The organism is Xanthomonas sp. NCPPB 3583 (assembly GCF_041475715.2).
GTDB classification, from domain to species: domain Bacteria; phylum Pseudomonadota; class Gammaproteobacteria; order Xanthomonadales; family Xanthomonadaceae; genus Xanthomonas; species Xanthomonas euvesicatoria.
Map to the genome: position 1 here is coordinate 3,653,276 of NZ_CM191263.1, position 17,435 is coordinate 3,670,710.

Here is a 17,435-nt window from a genome sequence, read left to right on the forward strand (position 1 = left end):
GCGCACCTTCTCTCATTCACTTCAACAGGATCGTTTGCACTCCATGACCGAGCCAAACCTGGATCTGGGCGTCATCGGCAACTGCAGTTTCGGTGCATTGGTCGATCGGCAGGCACGTGTGGTGTGGAGTTGCCTGCCGGCATTCGACGGCGACCCGGCCTTTTGCACGCTGCTTTCGCCCAAGACCGAAGGCGGCGACTTTGCCGTGGAACTGGAAGATTTTGCCAGCAGCGAGCAGCACTACCTGCCCAATACCGCCGTGCTGCGCACAGTGTTGCGCGATAGCCACGGTGGCGAGCTGGAAGTCATCGACTTCGCGCCGCGCTGGCGCAACAACGGACGCTTCTATCGGCCTGTGAGCATCATCCGCCAGATCCGGCCACTGAGCGGCAACCCGCGCATCATCGTGCGCGCCCGCCCGCTGGCCGACTGGGGCGGCCGCACGCCGGACACCACCTGGGGCAGCAATCACATCCGTTGGGTGTTGCCGGAATTCACCCTGCGCCTGACCACCGATGTGCCGGTGCGCTTCGTACGCGACGGCTTGCCGTTCGTGCTCAGCCATCCGGTGAGCCTGGTGCTGGGCGTGGACGAATCGCTGACCCGCTCGCTCACCGGTTACGTGCAGGAAGCGCAGGAACGCACCGAAGAATACTGGCGCGAATGGGTGCGCTACCTGTCCATTCCGCTGGACTGGCAGGAAGCGGTGATTCGCAGCGCAATCACGCTGAAGTTGTGCCAGTACGAAGACAGCGGCGCGATCATCGCGGCGATGACCACCTCGATTCCGGAAGCGCCCAACACGCCGCGCAACTGGGACTACCGCTATTGCTGGCTGCGCGACGCCGCCTTCGTGGTGCGTGCGCTCAACCGGCTCGGCGCGACCCGCACGATGGAGCAGTTCATCGGCTACATCTTCAATATCGCCACTACCGACGGCACCATGCAGCCGCTGTACGGCATCGGCTTCGAATCGCAACTGGAAGAACACGAAGTCGATACCATGGCCGGCTACCGCGGCATGGGGCCGGTGCGGCGCGGCAACCTGGCGTGGATCCAGCAGCAGCACGATGTCTATGGCAGCGTGGTGCTGGCGTCCACACAGCTGTTCTTCGACCTGCGCCTGAAGGATCAAGGCGATGCCGACACCTTCCGCCGGCTTGAACCGCTGGGCGAGCGCGCCTATGCGTTGCATAACGTGCCCGATGCCGGCCTGTGGGAATTTCGCGGCCGTGCCGAAGTGCATACCTACACCGCGGCGATGTGCTGGGCGGCCTGCGATCGCCTGTCCAAGATCGCCGACCGGCTGGTGCTGCCCGAGCGCAGCAGCTACTGGCGCGAACGTGCCGACAGCATCCGCGAACGCGTGTTGAGCGAGGCCTGGAGCGAGGAGCGCGGCCATTTCACCGACACCCTCGGCGGCCACCGGCTCGATGCATCGCTCTTGCTGCTGGCCGATATCGGCATCGTCGCCAACGACGACAGCCGCTTCGTGCGCACGGTCGAGGCGGTCGGTCGCGTGCTCAAGCACGGCGATGCGCTATACCGCTACATCGCACCGGATGACTTCGGTGAGCCGGAAACCAGCTTCACCATCTGCACCTTCTGGTACATCGATGCACTGGCTGCGATCGGGCGCAAGGACGAGGCGCGTGAATTGTTCGAGCGCATCCTTTCGCGCCGCAATCACCTGGGCTTGCTGTCGGAAGATCTATCGTTCGAGGACGGCGAAGCCTGGGGGAATTTCCCTCAGACCTATTCGCATGTTGGCTTGATCATCGCAGCGATGCGCTTGTCGCGGAGCTGGCAGGAGGCGTCATGAGTCGTTTGGTGGTGGTATCCAACCGCGTTGCGGTGCCCGGCGAAACCCGCGCCGGTGGCCTGGCAGTTGGCCTGTTGGCGGCGCTCAAGGAACGCGGCGGCATGTGGTTCGGCTGGAGCGGCAAGACCGTGCGCGGCGACAGCGGCGGCATGCACGAGCAGACCGAAGGCGACATCACCTTCGTCACCATGGACCTCAACAAGCGCGACATCGATTCGTACTACAACGGCTTCGCCAATCGCACGCTGTGGCCCTTGCTGCACTTCCGCCTGGACCTGGTCGATTACGATCGCGCTACCCGCGAAGGCTATATGCGCGTCAACCGGCTGTTTGCCGAGAAACTCGCGCCGCTGCTGAAAGACAGCGACACGCTGTGGATCCACGATTACCACATGATTCCGCTCGGCGCGATGCTGCGCGAGCTGGGCGTGGGCTGCAAGATGGGCTTCTTCCTGCACGTGCCGATGCCTTCAGCCGATCTGGTGCAGGCCATGCCCGATCACGCGCGCCTGTTCAGTACCTTCTATGCATACGACCTGGTCGGCTTCCAGACCCAGCGCGATGCCGAACGTTTCAAGGCCTATGTGCGCCTGTTCGGCGGTGGCCGCATTCTGGAAGGCGACCTGGTGGAAGGCCCGGGTGGACGCCGCTTCACCGCCTCTTCGTTTCCGATCGGGATCGATACCGACCTGATTGCCCACCAGGCCAAGGCCTCTGCCGGCAAGCAGGCGGTGCGTGATCTGCGCGAAAGCCTGCGTGGCCGACAGTTGGCCATCGGCGTGGACCGCCTGGATTATTCCAAAGGGTTGCCGGAGCGCTTTCAGGGCTTCGAGCGTTACCTGGAGCGGTATCCGGATCAATCCGGCAGCCTGACCTATCTGCAAATTGCACCGGTCTCGCGCGGCGATGTCACCGAATACCGTCAATTGCGCAGCCAGCTCGAACAGATCGCCGGCCACATCAATGGCGGACATGCAGAGCCGGACTGGACGCCGCTGCGCTACGTCAACCAGAACTTCAGCCATGCCACGCTGACAGGCTTCTATCGCGCGGCCTCGGTGTGTCTGGTCACGCCACTGCGCGATGGCATGAACCTGGTTGCCAAGGAATTTGTGGCCGCGCAGGACCCGGCAGACCCGGGCGTGCTGGTATTGTCGCTGTTTGCAGGTGCAGCCGATGAAATGAAGGAAGCGCTGCTGGTCAACCCGCACGATCTGGATGGCGTGGCCGACGCGATCGCCACAGCGGCAAGCATGCCGTTGGCAAGCCGCATCGAACGCTGGCACGCAATGATGGACCACCTGCGCAAGAACAACATCAACCACTGGCGCCAGCGCTATCTGCAAGCGCTCTCTGAGGTGTAGGACAAACCTTCTTCCGCCGCGACATTGCCCTCCTTCATGAGGAAGAAAGTGGCCGAAAGGCCGATGAATGTACGGCGCAATTTGCCTGAAGTCCGTAGTTCCCGGAGGACTTCCTGCATGATGCAGCCACATCGGGCCGCTGCGATGTCCGACCAAGCTGCCCCGACGCGCAAGGGGATGAATACCTCGGACCTCGATAGCCTGTCGCTGCACTCGACACGGCAGTCACAGGCAACGTGCGCCGCTACACCCTGCGCTTCCATCGTGGTCGCGCTCAGTAGCAGCGCATGTCGACCCGGCTCTGCAGGCAACGGACCGCACTTGGCAAAGCGTTCGACAGCCACATGTTTCCGCTATGCCAAACGTGCAGGTTGGAACGCTGGTTCCTATTCCGTCACGGACAAAGGGCGTGTGGGGGTCTAAAATATTCACATGATTAGCGCTGAGGACCCTGGGAGGGGCTGCGCGTTCATAGCGTTCAACGTTCGTCTCTGGATCCGGGCCGCGTGATGGCGCCTGCGATCGCTCTCCCTCCACGACTCGCCACCGCTCGCTGGTGCCCGAGTCCTTCCTGACATCTCAAAATGACTGATCAATCCTCAAAACGTGGGCTAGGCACCTGGTTGCTGGTGGCCTATGCCGTGGTGATCGCCGTGCTTGGCGCGGTGCTCGCCTATCAAGGCGGCCGCCTAGTGGCCGTCGGCGGCTCCTGGTATTACCTGATCGCGGGTATTGCCCTGTTCCTTGCGGGCGTCCTGCTCGCGCTGGGCAAGCGCGCCGGGCTGTGGCTGTTTGGCGCCACGTTGGCCGGCACCATCGCCTGGGCACTGTGGGAAGTGGGCCTGGATGGCTGGGGCTTGGTACCGCGCCTGGCCATGATGTCGGTGCTGGGGCTGGTGTTGCTGCCGTTCTGGGGTGTGGCGCGTCGTCGCATGCAGCCATTGTCCGGCCTGGGCTATGCGCTGGTGACCGGCGTGCTGCCAATCCTGGGTGCGGCGCTGATCCTGTGGCCGCTGCTGATGCCGCGCAATGTCGAGCTGGCCGATGCCTCCAAGCTGCCGGCCGACAGCGCCACGGCCTTCAGCCGCGGCACCGTGCCCAGCCCCGACGGCAACGTCGCGGCCAATCACGACGCCAGCAACTGGACCTCCTATGCGGGCTCCAATCTGTCCAACCACTACACGCCCGGCGCGCAGATCACCCCGGACAACGTGAAGAATCTCAAGGTTGCGTGGGAGTTCCACACCGGCGACCTGAAGCCCAAGGACTCCAAGCTGGGCTACGCCTTCCAGAACACCCCGCTCAAGGTCGGCGACCTGCTCTACATCTGCACCCCCACCCAGAAGGTGATCGCGGTGGAAGCAGCCAACGGCAAGGAGCGCTGGCGCTTCGATCCGCAGACCAACCCGAAGGCGATGGCGGGCGTGGCTGCCACCACCTGCCGTGGCGTGTCGTACTACCAGGCGCCCGAAGGCACCGCCGAGTGCCCGACCCGGATCTTCTGGCCGATGGTCGATGGCCGCCTTGGCGCGCTGGACGCGCAGACCGGCAAGCTGTGCACCAGCTTCGGCAGCAACGGCTATGTCGATCTGAATGCGGGCACCGGCAACACCAAGCCGGGTTTCGTCGGCCCGACCTCGCCGCCGGTGGTGATGCGCGGCGTGGTAATCCAGCCGACCGGCCAGGTCCGCGATGGCCAGGAAGGCGATGCGCCGTCCGGCGTGGTGCGCGGCTTCGATGCGCTCACCGGCCAGCTGCGCTGGGCCTGGGACCTGGGCAACCCGGCGATCACCGCCGAGCCGCCGGCCGGCCAGACCTACACGCGCTCAACCCCGAACGTATGGTCGCTGATGGCCGCCGACGACGAGCTGGGCCTGGTCTATCTGCCCACCGGCAATGCATCCGGCGACTTCTTCGGCAAGGGCCGCACCCCGCAGGACGAGGAATACACCGCCTCGCTGGTTGCGGTGGATGCCGCCACCGGCAAGGAACGCTGGCACTTCCGTACCGTCAACCACGACCTGTGGGACTACGACATCGGCCCGCAGCCGAACCTGGTCGATTGGCCGATCGCTGGCGGCGGTACGCGTGCTGCGGTGATCCAGGCCACCAAGTCCGGCCAGGTGTTCGTGCTGGACCGCGCCACCGGCGAGCCGATCATGCCGGTCAAGCAGATCCCGGTACCGCAGGGAACCGACCACGGCGACTGGACCGCTGCCACGCAACCGATCTCGCCGGGCATGCCCAACACCGTGGGCGCGCCGAGCCGCGAGTTCGAAAAAATCATCGAATCCGATGCCTGGGGCATGACCCCGTTCGACCAGTTGGTCTGCCGTATCCAGTTCAAGCAACTGCGCTACGAAGGCATGTTCACCCCGCCCACCCTGCAGGGGTCGCTGGCCTTCACCGGCAACCACGGCGGCATCAACTGGGGCGGTGTTTCGGTGGATCTGCAGCGCGGCATCATGGTGATGAACAGCAATCGCCTGCCGTACACCCTGCAGGTGTATACCCGCGAAAAAATGAATGAGCTGGGCGTGGTGTCGGTGTTCGACGGCAAGAGCAAGACGCCCGGCTACATGGCGCAGAAGGGCCTGGCCTACGGCGCCCGCAAGGAGCCGTGGATGTCGCCGCTCAACACCCCGTGCGTGGCCCCGCCGTGGGGCTACATCGCCGGCGTGGACCTGCGCACGCAGCAGGTGATCTGGCGCCGTCCGCTGGGCACCGGTTACGACCAGGGGCCGATGGGCATTCCGTCCAAGACCAAGTTCGAGATCGGCACGCCCAACAACAGCGGCTCGCTGGCCACCGCTGGCGGGGTGACCTTCATCGGCGCGACCCTGGACGACTTCATGCGCGGCTTCGACACCCGCACCGGCAAGCAGGTCTGGGAGACCCGCGTCCCCGCCGGCCCGCAGGCAGCGCCGATGAGCTACACCATTAACGGCAAGCAATACATCGTGGCCGCCGTCGGTGGACACGACCGCATGGAAACCAAGTCGGGCGACAGCGTCATTGCCTGGGCCCTGCCGGACGATGCGCAGGCCGCGCCTGCCAAGTAACGGCAGCGCTCCAAGCACCACGCGGCCAGGCGGTACGCCGATGCGCATGAGCGCATGCAGTCTGCACTGCCTTGGCCGCTGCGCATCACCGCCTGGCTGCGCTCTGGCGCATAGGCCACCTGCCGTCGGTCCAGGGCCGACGGATGCACCAATCAACCGGTCGTCGCGAGACGGCCGGTTTTTTTGTGCGCGCTTGCCGCTACGGCGAAGGCACGTGGGGGCAAAGCCGGCGATGTCGGCCCAGCGTATGACGCGCGGCTAACGCGCTTGCTGTCGGAGCTGAGTTTCAGGCGTCCGAACCCAGGCCAACCTCCCAGGATGGCGCTCCCATGCGGCAGTCAGATGCTGCGCAAGTGCGAATCCAGCGCGCAGGCCGTTGGCAACCGAATCAGCCCCAACTTCGATGGGATTTGCCCGCTCCCAATAGCAGTTCGCTGACATGCCGGGCATTCGCTCGCGCGGGCGCTTTTCACGCAGAATTTACAATTGAGTCGACGTACTCGCGCGTCGATCGCCACGGGCACGCATACCCTGCCGAACTGAAATCGCTTTCATATCAAGGACATCACGCCATTTCGGGACCTGGTTGTCACATTCCGACGAACGGCACCTTCACATCATCATGATTCGGACTCAGCCGCCGATACCCCCATTGCGGGCCATGGACTGCCGATGCCGCTCCCCCTTCTCAGATCATCCAGCTGGACTCAGCCTATGTCGCTTGCACACGATGCCGCCCCCGTTGCCCAACCGCCCGCCGGTCGGCACGTTGCGCGCGCCACCTGGACTACATGGCTGCCCGCCGCTGCACATGTCGCGCTGATGGCATTGCTGGCCTGCTATGCCGCCACGCTGGTACCCGGCAGCTTCCTGAGCGGGCTCGGGCGCGTGCTGCCCGCCCTGCTGGTGTTGGGCGCGGCAAGCGCCGGGCTCTGGTGGTGGTCGCGCCGTCGTCACGACACGCAGTTGCAGCAGGCAATGCGTGCGGTGGTGGCGATCGGCGACGGACGCACCCAGCGTCTGGACCTGCGCAACGCCTCCGGCGACCTCGCACCGTTGCTGCACGCGCTGCAGGATGCCCAGGACAAGCTCGCCATCCGCATCGATGTGATGGAGCAAGGCCTGCGCCATGGCCAGTTCGTGATCAAGGCGCTGGACGATCTGGACACCATGATCCGCATCGCCGACGACGATGGACAGGTGCTGTTTGCCAACCGCAAACTGCTCGCCATGCTCAAGCTGATCGAGCCGGATGTGCAGAGCTTCCGTCCCAGCTTCCATGCCGAAGGCTTCGTCGGCGGCAGCATCGGCGACATCTATCCCGACAGCCAGGCCGCGATCGACCGCATGCGCGCGTTGAATGCCTCCAAGGCCGTGCGTGCGCCATTCTTCGGCCGCCAGATCGACTTCGTGTACAGCCCGATCATCGCCGCCGACGGCACCAAGCTTGGCACCATCGCGCAGTGGATGGACGTCACCGCGCAGGTCAACGCCGAACAGGCACTGATCCAGATCATCGACGCCGCCTCGGCCGGCGATTTCAGCCGTCGCATGCAGATCGATGGCATGGACGGTGTGTTGCTGACCCTGGCGCAAGGCATCAACCGCATCTACGACTCGGTGGAAACCCATCTGGCCGCATTGGCGCGCGTGATCGGCGCGCTGGCCGAAGGCGACCTGACCCAGCGTGTGGACGGCGATGCGCACGGTATCTTCGCGCGCTTGCGCGATGACACCAACCAGACCGTCACCCGCCTCACCGAAATCATCGGCGGCATCCAGGCCGCATCGGACACCATCCGCCAGGCCGCAGTGGAAATTGCCGCCGGCAACATGGATCTTTCCGAGCGCACCGAGCAACAGGCGGCCAACCTGGAAGAAACCGCCAGCTCGATGGAAGAACTCACTTCCACCGTGAAGCAAAACGCCGAGAGCGCGCTGCAGGCCAATCGCCTGGTCGTCGGCACCGGCGACGTGGCGCAGAGCGGCGGCCAGGTGATGGACGAGGTGGTCGCCACCATGGGCCAGATCAGCACCGCCTCGCGCAAGATTGGCGAGATCATCGGTGTGATCGACGGCATCGCGTTTCAGACCAACATCCTGGCGCTCAACGCCGCAGTGGAAGCCGCGCGTGCCGGCGAACAGGGCCGCGGTTTTGCGGTGGTTGCCTCGGAAGTGCGTGCATTGGCACGGCGCTCGGCCGATGCGGCCAAGGAAATCAAGACGCTTATCGCCGACTCCACCGACAAGGTGGAACTGGGTTCGGGCCTGGTGCACCGCGCCGGCGCGACCATGCGCGAGATCGTCGGCTCGGTCAAACACGTCACCGACATCATGAGCGAGATCACCTCGGCCAGCGCCGAGCAGTCCAGCGGCATCGAGCAGGTCAACCGCACGGTCGCGCAGTTGGACGAGGTGACCCAACGCAACGCTGCGCTGGTGGAAGAAGCCACCGCCGCTGCGCGCAGCCTGGAAGAACAGGCCGTGGAACTGGCCGATGCAGTCTCGATCTTCCGCCTGCAATCCGACACCCGTCCCGGCGCTTCCCACGTCGCGCGCGCCAGCTTCCACAACGCGGCATAAGCCTGGCATGCACAGCGATTCGTAGGAGCGCACCCGGGCGCGACCGGGTTTCTGCGGAAATGCCATCCATCAACAGGTGCGCTGCTGAGGCCAGCCGAGCGATGCGCCGCGTCGCCTCGTTCCGGCGTAGGTTCGCAGTGAATTGCATCGCAATGCGATGCAGCGCGCCTCAGGCCAGCGCCCCGATGCCGGGTGCACTGCCTCAGTCCAGAAACCGCGCGTGCTGCTCGGGCGTGGGCAGCATGCAGTGATCGCTGCGGCCGAACCAGCGATAACGATTGCGTGCGATCAGCCGGTAGCCGAGATCGCGCACGCGACGCGGGATCAGGCGCAGCGCCTCGCTCAGCCGCCAGAGCCCGCCCAATCCCGCAAGCACGCGCACGATCGCGTCGCTATCGGTCCAGGCACCGGTGGTGTCCACCAGTAGAAACGACAAAGGGTCGTCCGGATCCAGACCGTGCTGCTGCAACAGTGCGCGCCCGGCTTGCCCCTGCATGGCAGCAAAGCAATAGCGCCCACGCCGATCGTGGCGCAGCAGGAATTTGACCCAGCCATTGCAGAGCAGGCACACGCCATCGAAGACGATGGTGGCCCGCGCCGCAGGTGGGGCAACAGGCGATTGATCAGCGCGGTTCAAGCCAGCCCTCATAACGAATGAACGGTCCTACCAGCGGCAACTGCACGTCCACCAGAAACGCATAACGGCCGCCGTCGGCATGCTCGCGGCAGCGCACCTGCCGGAACCAGCGGGCAGGTAACCGAATCATCCCGAACGCCCACACGCCGGTGGCCTGCCAATACAACGATTGCGCATCGGCCTGCAGCGAAAATTCAAAGCGCACCGCGCCCAGGTGTTCGCGCAAGCTGGCGCCATGACGCCATAGCCGCGAATGCATCGGCATGCCATCAAAGCGCCGATGCCAGCGCTCGCCGCGCGCGTCGGTCAGAAAATCCACTTCCACCGCCACCTCGCCACTGCGCGGCAAGCGGCTCAGCAGCGCCAGCAACGGAACCAGCGCATGCGTGCCGCGTTGAATCCTGGCCCGGCCGGCGAAGGTCTGCCGCTGCTGCACCGAATGCAGCGCGCGCACCGGCGCAGGCAGTTGCTCGAACGCGTCCTGCCCCAGCACCTGTGCGAACAGCGGCACGCTCAGGGCGCGATCCAGGCCAGCGTGGCCATGCGTCCGCTGCGGCGATCGCGGCGATGCGAGAAAAAGCGCTGCGGATCGGAAATGGTGCACAACCCGCCGCCATACACCGCAGCGGCCGGCACACCGGCCCGCTGCAGCCGCTGACGTGCCAGCGCATACAGATCCACCCGCCAGTGCCCCGGGCGCGTGGCGACAAACGCCTGTTGCGCCTGTGCATCGTGCGCAACGAAGGCGCCGAACACGTCCTCGCCGATCTCATACACCTGGGGCCCCGCGGCAGGACCCAGCCAGGCCACCAGTTGCTGAGGTGGCGTCCGCATCGCCGCCACGCTGCGCTCCAGTACGCCGTCGGCCAGCCCGCGCCAACCGGCATGTGCAGCAGCGACCTCGCTGCCATCGACGGCAGCGAACACGACCGGCAGGCAATCGGCCGTGAGGATTGCCAGTACTACGCCAGGCGCCGAGGTCACCGCAGCATCGGCAACCGGTTCGTGCGCGCCTGGCGGCTGATCCGCCGCGCAGTCGGTGGAATCGGGTGCAGCGGGCGGTGCATCCACCCGTACCACGTCCACGCCGTGCACCTGCCGCAACCACTGAGGCGAGCTCGGCAGTTGCAGTGCCGCGGCAAGCAGTGCCCGGTTGCGCTCCACCTGCTCGGGCACATCGCCTTCGGCGCTGTTGCGGTTGCCAAGGTTGAGCGTATCGAACGGCGGCAGCGAGCCGCCCAGACCGTGACGCAGCGTGGTGAGCGCACGGATGCGCGGTGGCGCCGGCCAGTCGGCTGGCAGGGTGAAGGGCGCAGCCATGGGCATCTCAGCGGCGTGCCAGCTCGGCGGCGCGTGCGCTGTCTTCGCGCAGCACGGTCATCAGGCGCTGCAGATCGGCCGGCACCGGCGCACTGGCGCGGACCGGCTCGCCGCTGACCGGATGCAGGAATTCCAGGGTTTCGGCGTGCAGCGCCTGGCGCTTGAAGCTGCGCAGTTCGTGCACCAGCTCGTCGGTAGCGCCCTTGGGCAGCTTGAGCGCGCCGCCGTACAGCGGGTCGCCGACGATCGGCGACTTCAGGTGCGCCATGTGCACGCGAATCTGGTGGGTACGCCCGGTTTCGAGCCGGCACTCCAGCGCGGTGTGCGCACGGAAACGCTCGCGCAGGCGGTAATGGGTGACCGCATCGCGGCCGTCGTCGCGCACCGCCATCTTCAGGCGGTCGCGCGGGTGGCGATCGATCGGGGCGTTGACGGTGCCGCCGGAGACCAGCGCGCCCACCACCACGGCCAGATACTGGCGATGCACCTCGCGCGCGGACAGCTGCTCCACCAGCGCGGTCTGCGCCTGCACGGTGCGCGCCACCACCATCACGCCACTGGTGTCCTTGTCCAGGCGATGCACCACCCCGGCGCGCGGCACCGAGGCCAGCGCCGGGTCGCGGAACAGCAGCGCATTGACCAGGGTCTGGTCCGGATTGCCGGCGCCCGGATGCACCACCAGGCCGGCCGGCTTGTCGATCACCAGCACCTGCTCGTCTTCGTACAGCACGCTCAGCGGAATGTCCTGCGGCGCGGCGTGGGTCTGGGTTTCCAGCACCACCTGCAGCTGCACGCTCTCGCCGCCGCGCAAGGTATCGCGCGGGCGCGCCATTTCACCGTCCAGCAGCGCGTCGCCGGACTTGATCCATTCCGACAGCCGCGAGCGCGAAAATTCCGGGAACAGCTCGGCCAGCACTGCGTCGAAACGGCGTCCGGCGGCGTTGTCGGGCACGATCGCCTGGCGGATGGACGGGTCGAGGGGTTCGGCAGATGGGTCGGACATGGACACGGGCACTCGGGCAAAAAGCGGGAATTTGGGGTCCGGGCGGCGGGAGTCAGTCGCCGGACAGGCCACTAGGCTATCATCGCGCTCTCGTTTTCCTGATGCGTCCTGCCCAGACCCATGATCCGACGGTCCACGTTTTCCGCGCCTGCGCGCCTGATTGCCCTCATGCTGGTCATGGCGTTCGTCGTCACCGGCTGCCACCGAGGCGCCAAGGACAAGAATCCCGACGAGGGCATGCCGGTCGAGCAGCTCTACGGCAAGGGCCATAACCTGATGGAGAAAGGCAACTGGGCCGGCGCAGAAGCCAGCTACAAGCGCCTGATCGCCCAGTACCCGTATGGCCCGTACACCGAGCAGGCGATGATCGAAACCGCCTACGCCCAGTACAAGGCCGGCAAGCACGACGACGCCGTCTCCAGCGTCGACCGCTTCATCCGGACCTACCCGACCCACCGCAACATCTCGTATCTGTACTACCTGCGCGGCCTGGCCAACAGCAACCGCGACACGGTGTTCCTGCGCCGCGTGTGGTCGCTGGACCCGAGCCGCCGCGACCTGTCTTCGCCGCAGCAGGCCTACAACGATTTCAATACCGTCACCGATCGCTACCCGAACAGCCGTTACGCCGCCGACGCACGCAAGCGCATGATCGAGCTGCGCGACATCTTCGCCCAGCACGAATTGGACAACGCGCTGTACTACCTGCGCCGCGACGCCTGGGTGTCGGCCGCCGGCCGTGCCAACTACCTGCTCGAAACCTATCCGCAGAGCGCCTTCCAGTACGACGCGGTCGCGGTACTGGCCGAGGCCTACACGCACCTGGGCAACAAGACCTTGGCAGCCGACGCACGCCGCGTGCTGGAGCTCAACGACCCGCAGCATCCGTGGCTGACCGGCAACTGGCCGAAATACCCGTGGGCCATCCGCAAGCTCAACCCGTTTGCCGGCGAAAAATCCGCCGCGACCGGGCAGAGCAATTCGCAGATGAATCGCGACTGAGATATCAGGCGCAGCGCACGACGAAAAGAGGCCGAAAGGCCTCTTTTTTGTTGCCGCGACGATGACGGCAGCACGAAAGTGCCGGACCGACGACGATACGGCGGCGATTGCCGCCGCTGATGCGCCCACGCGAGCAATTGGTTCCCACGCGCAGACGCATGGCCGGAGCCGGTGCGCGCATTCTGGAACCGGCACCAGGTCACCCAATGCCCTTGGGTCTGCTGTCTATACTCATCCCGAACCAGCTCCGACTCCTTCGAGCGCCAGCCAAGGAAGCCGCATGTCTCGTGCCACCATCGCGTTGCTGCTCATGCTCTCGCTGGCGGCCCTGACCGCCAGCGCCACCGCGGCCCCCATCGTCTACGGCGTCAACGCGCACGACAGCCGTTCCGGCTACGCCATGACCCAGGCCGAGGCACGCTTCAAACTGCTGGCAGCGCGCAACCTGGGCAGCTACCGGTTCGATATCGATCCGCGCGATTACGCCACGCTGGATGCGCTCGTCCCCTTGGCGCGCAAGTACGGCATCACCCTGCGCCCGATGGTCTACCCGATGTCGCGCGAGATCGGCTACCAGCTGGCACGCCGCTATGCCGCAGACATCAAGGTCTGGGAAATCGGCAACGAACAGGATCTGGTCCGCGCCGAAGCCGATACCCGCATCGCCGCAATGACCACGATGTATCTGGGCATGCGCCAGGCTTCCGACGAACTGGGCGCAGGTTTGCGCTTCACCATCAACATCACCGCCTGCAATAGCGACGATCGCAGCGCCAACGCGCGTTGCCCGGGCGATCGCAACGGCTCGCTGTGGTTTTTGGCAAAAGCCAAGGCGGCCGGCTTCAACTTCGACCACATCAGCTTCCACTACTACGCGTTCTACCAGGATGCCGGCTATTGGACGGACCTGTATCTGGGCCAGCTGCGCACTGCCGCGCGTACCTACAACACCCCGGTGTTCTTCAACGAGCTGAACTGTGCGGAGATCTATACAGGCAGCACCACTGGCGGCACCGCAGGTGATCGGGGCTGTTACGACAGCCTGGCGCAACTGTTGCGCAACGTGCGTGACAACTACGCCGACGTGGTGGCCGAGGTGAATGTCTACGAATTACTGGACCAGGCCACCATCCAGGGGCCTGAAGGCCACTTTGGCCTGATGTACGACCTGGCCCGACCAAAACCGCCCCTGGATCTGCTCACGCGGTTCGCCCAGCCGCCAGCCAGCGCAGCGGCAGCCACTGCGTCAGCCGAGTGACCAGACTAGCCGTCCGGATTACTGCCCGCGATACCCGTTGGTGATCGGATAGCGCCGTTCGCGACCGAATGCACGCCGCGATACCTTGGGCCCGGGCGCGGACTGATGGCGCTTCCACTCGTTGAGCCGCACCAGGCGCAGCACATGCTCGACGGTATCGGCCGCGTAGCCAGCCGCAACGATGTCGTCGCGCGACTGCTCCTGGTCGACGTAGCGATACAGGATGCCGTCGAGCACATCGTACGGCGGCAGCGAATCCTGGTCGGTCTGGTTGGCGCGCAACTCGGCCGACGGCGGGCGCGAGATCACCGCCGGCGGAATCACCGGCGCGCCGCCGACGGTGTTGCGCCATTTCGCCAGGCCGAACACCTCCGTCTTGTAAAGGTCCTTGAGCGGCGCATAGCCACCGCACATGTCGCCATAGATGGTGGCGTAACCCACTGCGTATTCGCTCTTGTTACCGGTGGTCAGCACCAGCCCGCCGAACTTGTTCGACAGCGCCATCAGGATCACGCCACGGCTGCGCGACTGCAGGTTTTCTTCGGTGATGTCCGGCTGGGTGCCTTCGAACATCGGCCCCAGCGCGCCGAGCAGGCCTTCGAAAGCCGGTTCGATCGCGATGGTCTCCAGCTTCACGCCCAGCGCGCGGCATTGCTCGTCGGCCAGGTCGTTGGACAGGGTGGCGGTGTAGCGCGACGGCAGGCGCACGGCGGTCACGTTGTCGCCGCCCAGCGCATCCACCGCCATCGCCAATACCAGTGCCGAGTCGATGCCGCCGGACAAGCCAAGCCAGACCTTGCTGAAGCCGTTCTTGCGGCAATAGTCCTGCAGCCCGCGCACCACCGCACGCCAGGCCAGCGCATCCATGCTCTCGTCGCCGTCATCCACCCACACCACCGGAGTGAAGCTGCGCTCGCCGGCCGCGTAGTCCACCACCAGCCACTGGTCCACGAAGGCTGCAGCGGCGGGATGCACGGTGCCGTCGCCATCGGCCACCACCGAGGCGCCATCGAACACCAGTGCATCCTGCCCGCCCACGACGTTGAGATAGGCAATCGCTGCCCCGCTCTCGCGGGTGCGTTCGGCCAGCAATGCATCGCGTTGGGCATGCTTGCCACGCTCGTACGGCGAGGCATTGGGCACCAGCACCAACTCCGCGCCCGCCCGTACCGTGTTGGCCAAGGGCTCGGCGAACCAGAGGTCTTCGCAGATCACCACGCCCACCTGCACGCCCTTGACCGTGACCACGCAGCTCTCGCCATCCGGATCCACGTCGAAATAACGACGCTCGTCGAACACCGCATAGTTGGGCAATTCGCGCTTGCGGTAGGTGGCTTCGATCCGCCCGTCGCGCAACACGCTGGCGGCGTTGTAGACCACGCTGCCGGCGCTTTGCGGCCAGCCGACCACTGCCACGATGCCGCGCGTGGCCGCCGCAATCCGCGCCAGCGCCTGTTCGCAATGAGCGAGGAATCCCGGTCGTAACAGCAGGTCTTCCGGCGGATACCCGCTGATCGCCAATTCGGGAAACAGCACGATGTCGGCTTCGAACTCGTCGCGCGCCGCTGCGATGTACTCGATGATGCGATCGGTATTCTGCGTCACGCCGCCGACCGGGAAGTCGAACTGGGCCATGGCGATGCGGAGGGTGTGTGCTGTCACTGCTGACTCCATCAAAACAGGCTTTCAAGGTAACCCGCTTCGCGCTGCGAACGGATCGCCAGCACGTACACGGTGTCGTCCAACGGTGCGTAACGATAGAGCGCAAGATAGCCGCTGGCATCGCGACCGATGACCAGTTCGCGGAATCCGCCCTGCACCGCGCGCCCTATCAGTGGATTGTCCGTCAATGCATCGATGGCCTGGAAGACACCTGCGAGTTTTCGCTGCACATTGGCTGCATCGTGTTCCAGCAGATAGGCGACCAGACGGCGTGCATCGTCGGCAACGCGCGCGGCAAGCACGATCCTGGTCACCTGTCAGCGCTCGACGGCGCTGGCCACCGGTGGCGCGGGGTCGTCTCCATCGGCAAGTTGCTGCATGTACTGGCGTACGTCCGCCCAGGACAGCGTGTTGGCGCCCTCCTGGATGGCAGCCCAGCGTTGCTGCGCCTCGGCATGAAATGCCGTGCGGCGCTCGTATGCATCGATTTTTTCCGCGATGGCGTCGACGATAAAGCCGTGCGCCGTGGTTCCGGCATCTTTCGCCGCCCTGGCGACACGCGCTTTCAGTTCGTCGGGCAGACGGATGGTGGTCGTGGACATGGCAACCTCGGGGGACCGAATGGCGGACCCAAAGTAGCACACTTGTGACACACTTTGCATGACACGCTCCTTGTGCAATTCAGGGCTTTAGCATCGACATAGGCATGGAGCCGAACAGTCGGCCCAGCGTGCGTCGTGCAGTGCGCAATCCCTGCCATCTGCATCAGGTATCCCCGTAAACGCAGAAAGCCGCCCGAAGGCGGCTTTCTGCGACACCACACTGGTAAGACTTACTTCACCAGCGCCGCAATCGCCGCACCCAGATCGCCCGGCGAGCGGACGGTCTTGACGCCGGCGGCTTCCATCGCCGCGAACTTGCCTTCGGCCGTGCCCTTGCCACCGGACGCGATCGCACCGGCATGGCCCATGCGCTTGCCGGCCGGCGCGGAGGCACCGGCGATGAAGCCGACCACCGGCTTCTTGACGTGGTTCTTGATGTACTCGGCACCGGCTTCCTCGGCGTCGCCGCCGATTTCGCCCACCATGATGATGCCTTCGGTCTGCGGGTCTTCGTTGAACAGCTTGAGGCAGTCGACGAAGTTCAGGCCGTTGATCGGGTCGCCACCGATGCCGATGCAGGTGCTCTGGCCCAGGCCCACTTCGGTGGTCTGCTTGACCGCTTCATAGGTCAGCGTGCCCGAACGCGACACGATGCCGATCTTGCCCGGCTTGTGGATGTGGCCCGGCATGATGCCGATCTTGCACTCGCCCGGGGTAATCACGCCGGGGCAGTTCGGCCCGATCAGCACGGTGTCCGGATGCGAACGGGTCAGCACGTTCTTGACGCGCAGCATGTCCAGCACCGGGATGCCCTCGGTGATGCAGACGATGACCTTGATGCCGGCCGCAGCCGCTTCCAGGATCGCATCGGCCGCGTACGGCGGTGGCACGTAGATCACCGAGGCGTCGGCGCCGGTGGCCTGGACCGCATCGGCGACGGTGTTGAACACCGGCAGATTGATGTGGGTGGTGCCGCCCTTGCCGGGCGTCACGCCGCCGACGACCTGGGTGCCGTACTCGACCATCTGAGTGGCGTGGAAGGTGCCCTGCTGGCCGGTAAAGCCCTGCACGATCACCTTGGTGTTCTTGTTAATCAAAACGGACATGGATAGTTCCTTCG

The 17,435-nt window shown here is 65.4% G+C and carries 14 protein-coding genes; 6 read left to right on the top strand and 8 right to left on the bottom strand.

Annotation, left to right across the window (positions count from 1 at the left end):
• Nucleotides 1-43: 43 nt before the first annotated feature.
• The 4 genes from ACCQ07_RS15835 to ACCQ07_RS15850 all read left to right on the top strand — a co-directional run bounded on the left by ACCQ07_RS15835 (nt 44) and on the right by ACCQ07_RS15850 (nt 8,831).
• On the top strand, nt 44-1,822 hold the full coding sequence (locus tag ACCQ07_RS15835; protein WP_008577800.1) for a glycoside hydrolase family 15 protein: 1,779 nt from the start codon (nt 44-46) through the stop codon (nt 1,820-1,822).
• Nucleotides 1,819-3,186 carry an alpha,alpha-trehalose-phosphate synthase (UDP-forming) gene (gene otsA, locus ACCQ07_RS15840; RefSeq protein WP_008577799.1) on the top strand — a complete coding sequence of 456 codons (1,368 nt, stop codon included), beginning with the start codon at nt 1,819-1,821 and terminating at the stop codon, nt 3,184-3,186. Before ACCQ07_RS15835 ends, otsA begins: the two co-directional genes overlap by 4 nt.
• A 623-nt stretch (nt 3,187-3,809) precedes the next feature.
• Nucleotides 3,810-6,248: a glucose/quinate/shikimate family membrane-bound PQQ-dependent dehydrogenase gene (locus ACCQ07_RS15845; protein ID WP_218561303.1), complete on the top strand. Its 2,439-nt coding sequence runs from the start codon at nt 3,810-3,812 to the stop codon at nt 6,246-6,248.
• A gap of 714 nt (nt 6,249-6,962) precedes the next feature.
• Complete coding sequence (locus ACCQ07_RS15850; protein WP_372164225.1) at nt 6,963-8,831, top strand: methyl-accepting chemotaxis protein; 1,869 nt, start codon at nt 6,963-6,965, stop codon at nt 8,829-8,831.
• Between the two features lie 202 nt (nt 8,832-9,033).
• On the opposite strand, the gene ACCQ07_RS15855 is transcribed toward ACCQ07_RS15850, so the two are convergent.
• The 4 genes from ACCQ07_RS15855 to rluD are packed head-to-tail and all read right to left on the bottom strand — an operon-like array spanning nt 9,034 to nt 11,791.
• Entirely contained in the window at nt 9,034-9,468 is a 435-nt protein-coding gene (locus tag ACCQ07_RS15855; RefSeq protein ID WP_033479391.1) for a thiol-disulfide oxidoreductase DCC family protein, read from the bottom strand.
• Entirely contained in the window at nt 9,455-9,979 is a 525-nt protein-coding gene (locus ACCQ07_RS15860; RefSeq protein ID WP_014090849.1) for a DUF4166 domain-containing protein, read from the bottom strand. Before ACCQ07_RS15860 ends, ACCQ07_RS15855 begins: the two co-directional genes overlap by 14 nt.
• 2 nt (nt 9,980-9,981) lie before the next feature.
• Nucleotides 9,982-10,794, bottom strand: coding sequence for a peptidoglycan editing factor PgeF (gene pgeF, locus ACCQ07_RS15865; protein ID WP_218488481.1), 813 nt, complete (start codon nt 10,792-10,794; stop codon nt 9,982-9,984).
• A gap of 1 nt (nt 10,795) precedes the next feature.
• A complete protein-coding gene (gene rluD, locus ACCQ07_RS15870; protein WP_008577792.1) occupies nt 10,796-11,791 on the bottom strand; it encodes a 23S rRNA pseudouridine(1911/1915/1917) synthase RluD in 996 nt (331 codons plus the stop codon).
• A gap of 120 nt (nt 11,792-11,911) precedes the next feature.
• Between rluD and ACCQ07_RS15875 the strand changes: the two genes are divergently transcribed.
• Nucleotides 11,912-12,793: an outer membrane protein assembly factor BamD gene (locus tag ACCQ07_RS15875; protein ID WP_005915798.1), complete on the top strand. Its 882-nt coding sequence runs from the start codon at nt 11,912-11,914 to the stop codon at nt 12,791-12,793.
• 280 nt (nt 12,794-13,073) lie between these two features.
• Nucleotides 13,074-14,051: a hypothetical protein gene (locus ACCQ07_RS15880; protein WP_372363448.1), complete on the top strand. Its 978-nt coding sequence runs from the start codon at nt 13,074-13,076 to the stop codon at nt 14,049-14,051.
• Nucleotides 14,052-14,069: 18 nt separating this feature from the next.
• Here the strand turns inward: ACCQ07_RS15880 and ACCQ07_RS15885 are convergent, their stop codons facing one another.
• The 4 genes from ACCQ07_RS15885 to sucD all read right to left on the bottom strand — a co-directional run bounded on the left by ACCQ07_RS15885 (nt 14,070) and on the right by sucD (nt 17,421).
• Complete coding sequence (locus tag ACCQ07_RS15885; RefSeq protein ID WP_029820060.1) at nt 14,070-15,725, bottom strand: NAD+ synthase; 1,656 nt, start codon at nt 15,723-15,725, stop codon at nt 14,070-14,072.
• On the bottom strand, nt 15,725-16,027 hold the full coding sequence (locus ACCQ07_RS15890) for a type II toxin-antitoxin system RelE/ParE family toxin (RefSeq protein ID WP_303400552.1): 303 nt from the start codon (nt 16,025-16,027) through the stop codon (nt 15,725-15,727). The genes ACCQ07_RS15885 and ACCQ07_RS15890 overlap by 1 nt, the downstream gene beginning before the upstream one ends.
• A gap of 3 nt (nt 16,028-16,030) precedes the next feature.
• A complete protein-coding gene (locus ACCQ07_RS15895; RefSeq protein ID WP_008577787.1) occupies nt 16,031-16,375 on the bottom strand; it encodes a YlcI/YnfO family protein in 345 nt (114 codons plus the stop codon).
• Between the two features lie 170 nt (nt 16,376-16,545).
• On the bottom strand, nt 16,546-17,421 hold the full coding sequence (sucD, locus tag ACCQ07_RS15900) for a succinate--CoA ligase subunit alpha (protein ID WP_029820064.1): 876 nt from the start codon (nt 17,419-17,421) through the stop codon (nt 16,546-16,548).
• Nucleotides 17,422-17,435: the final 14 nt, after the last annotated feature.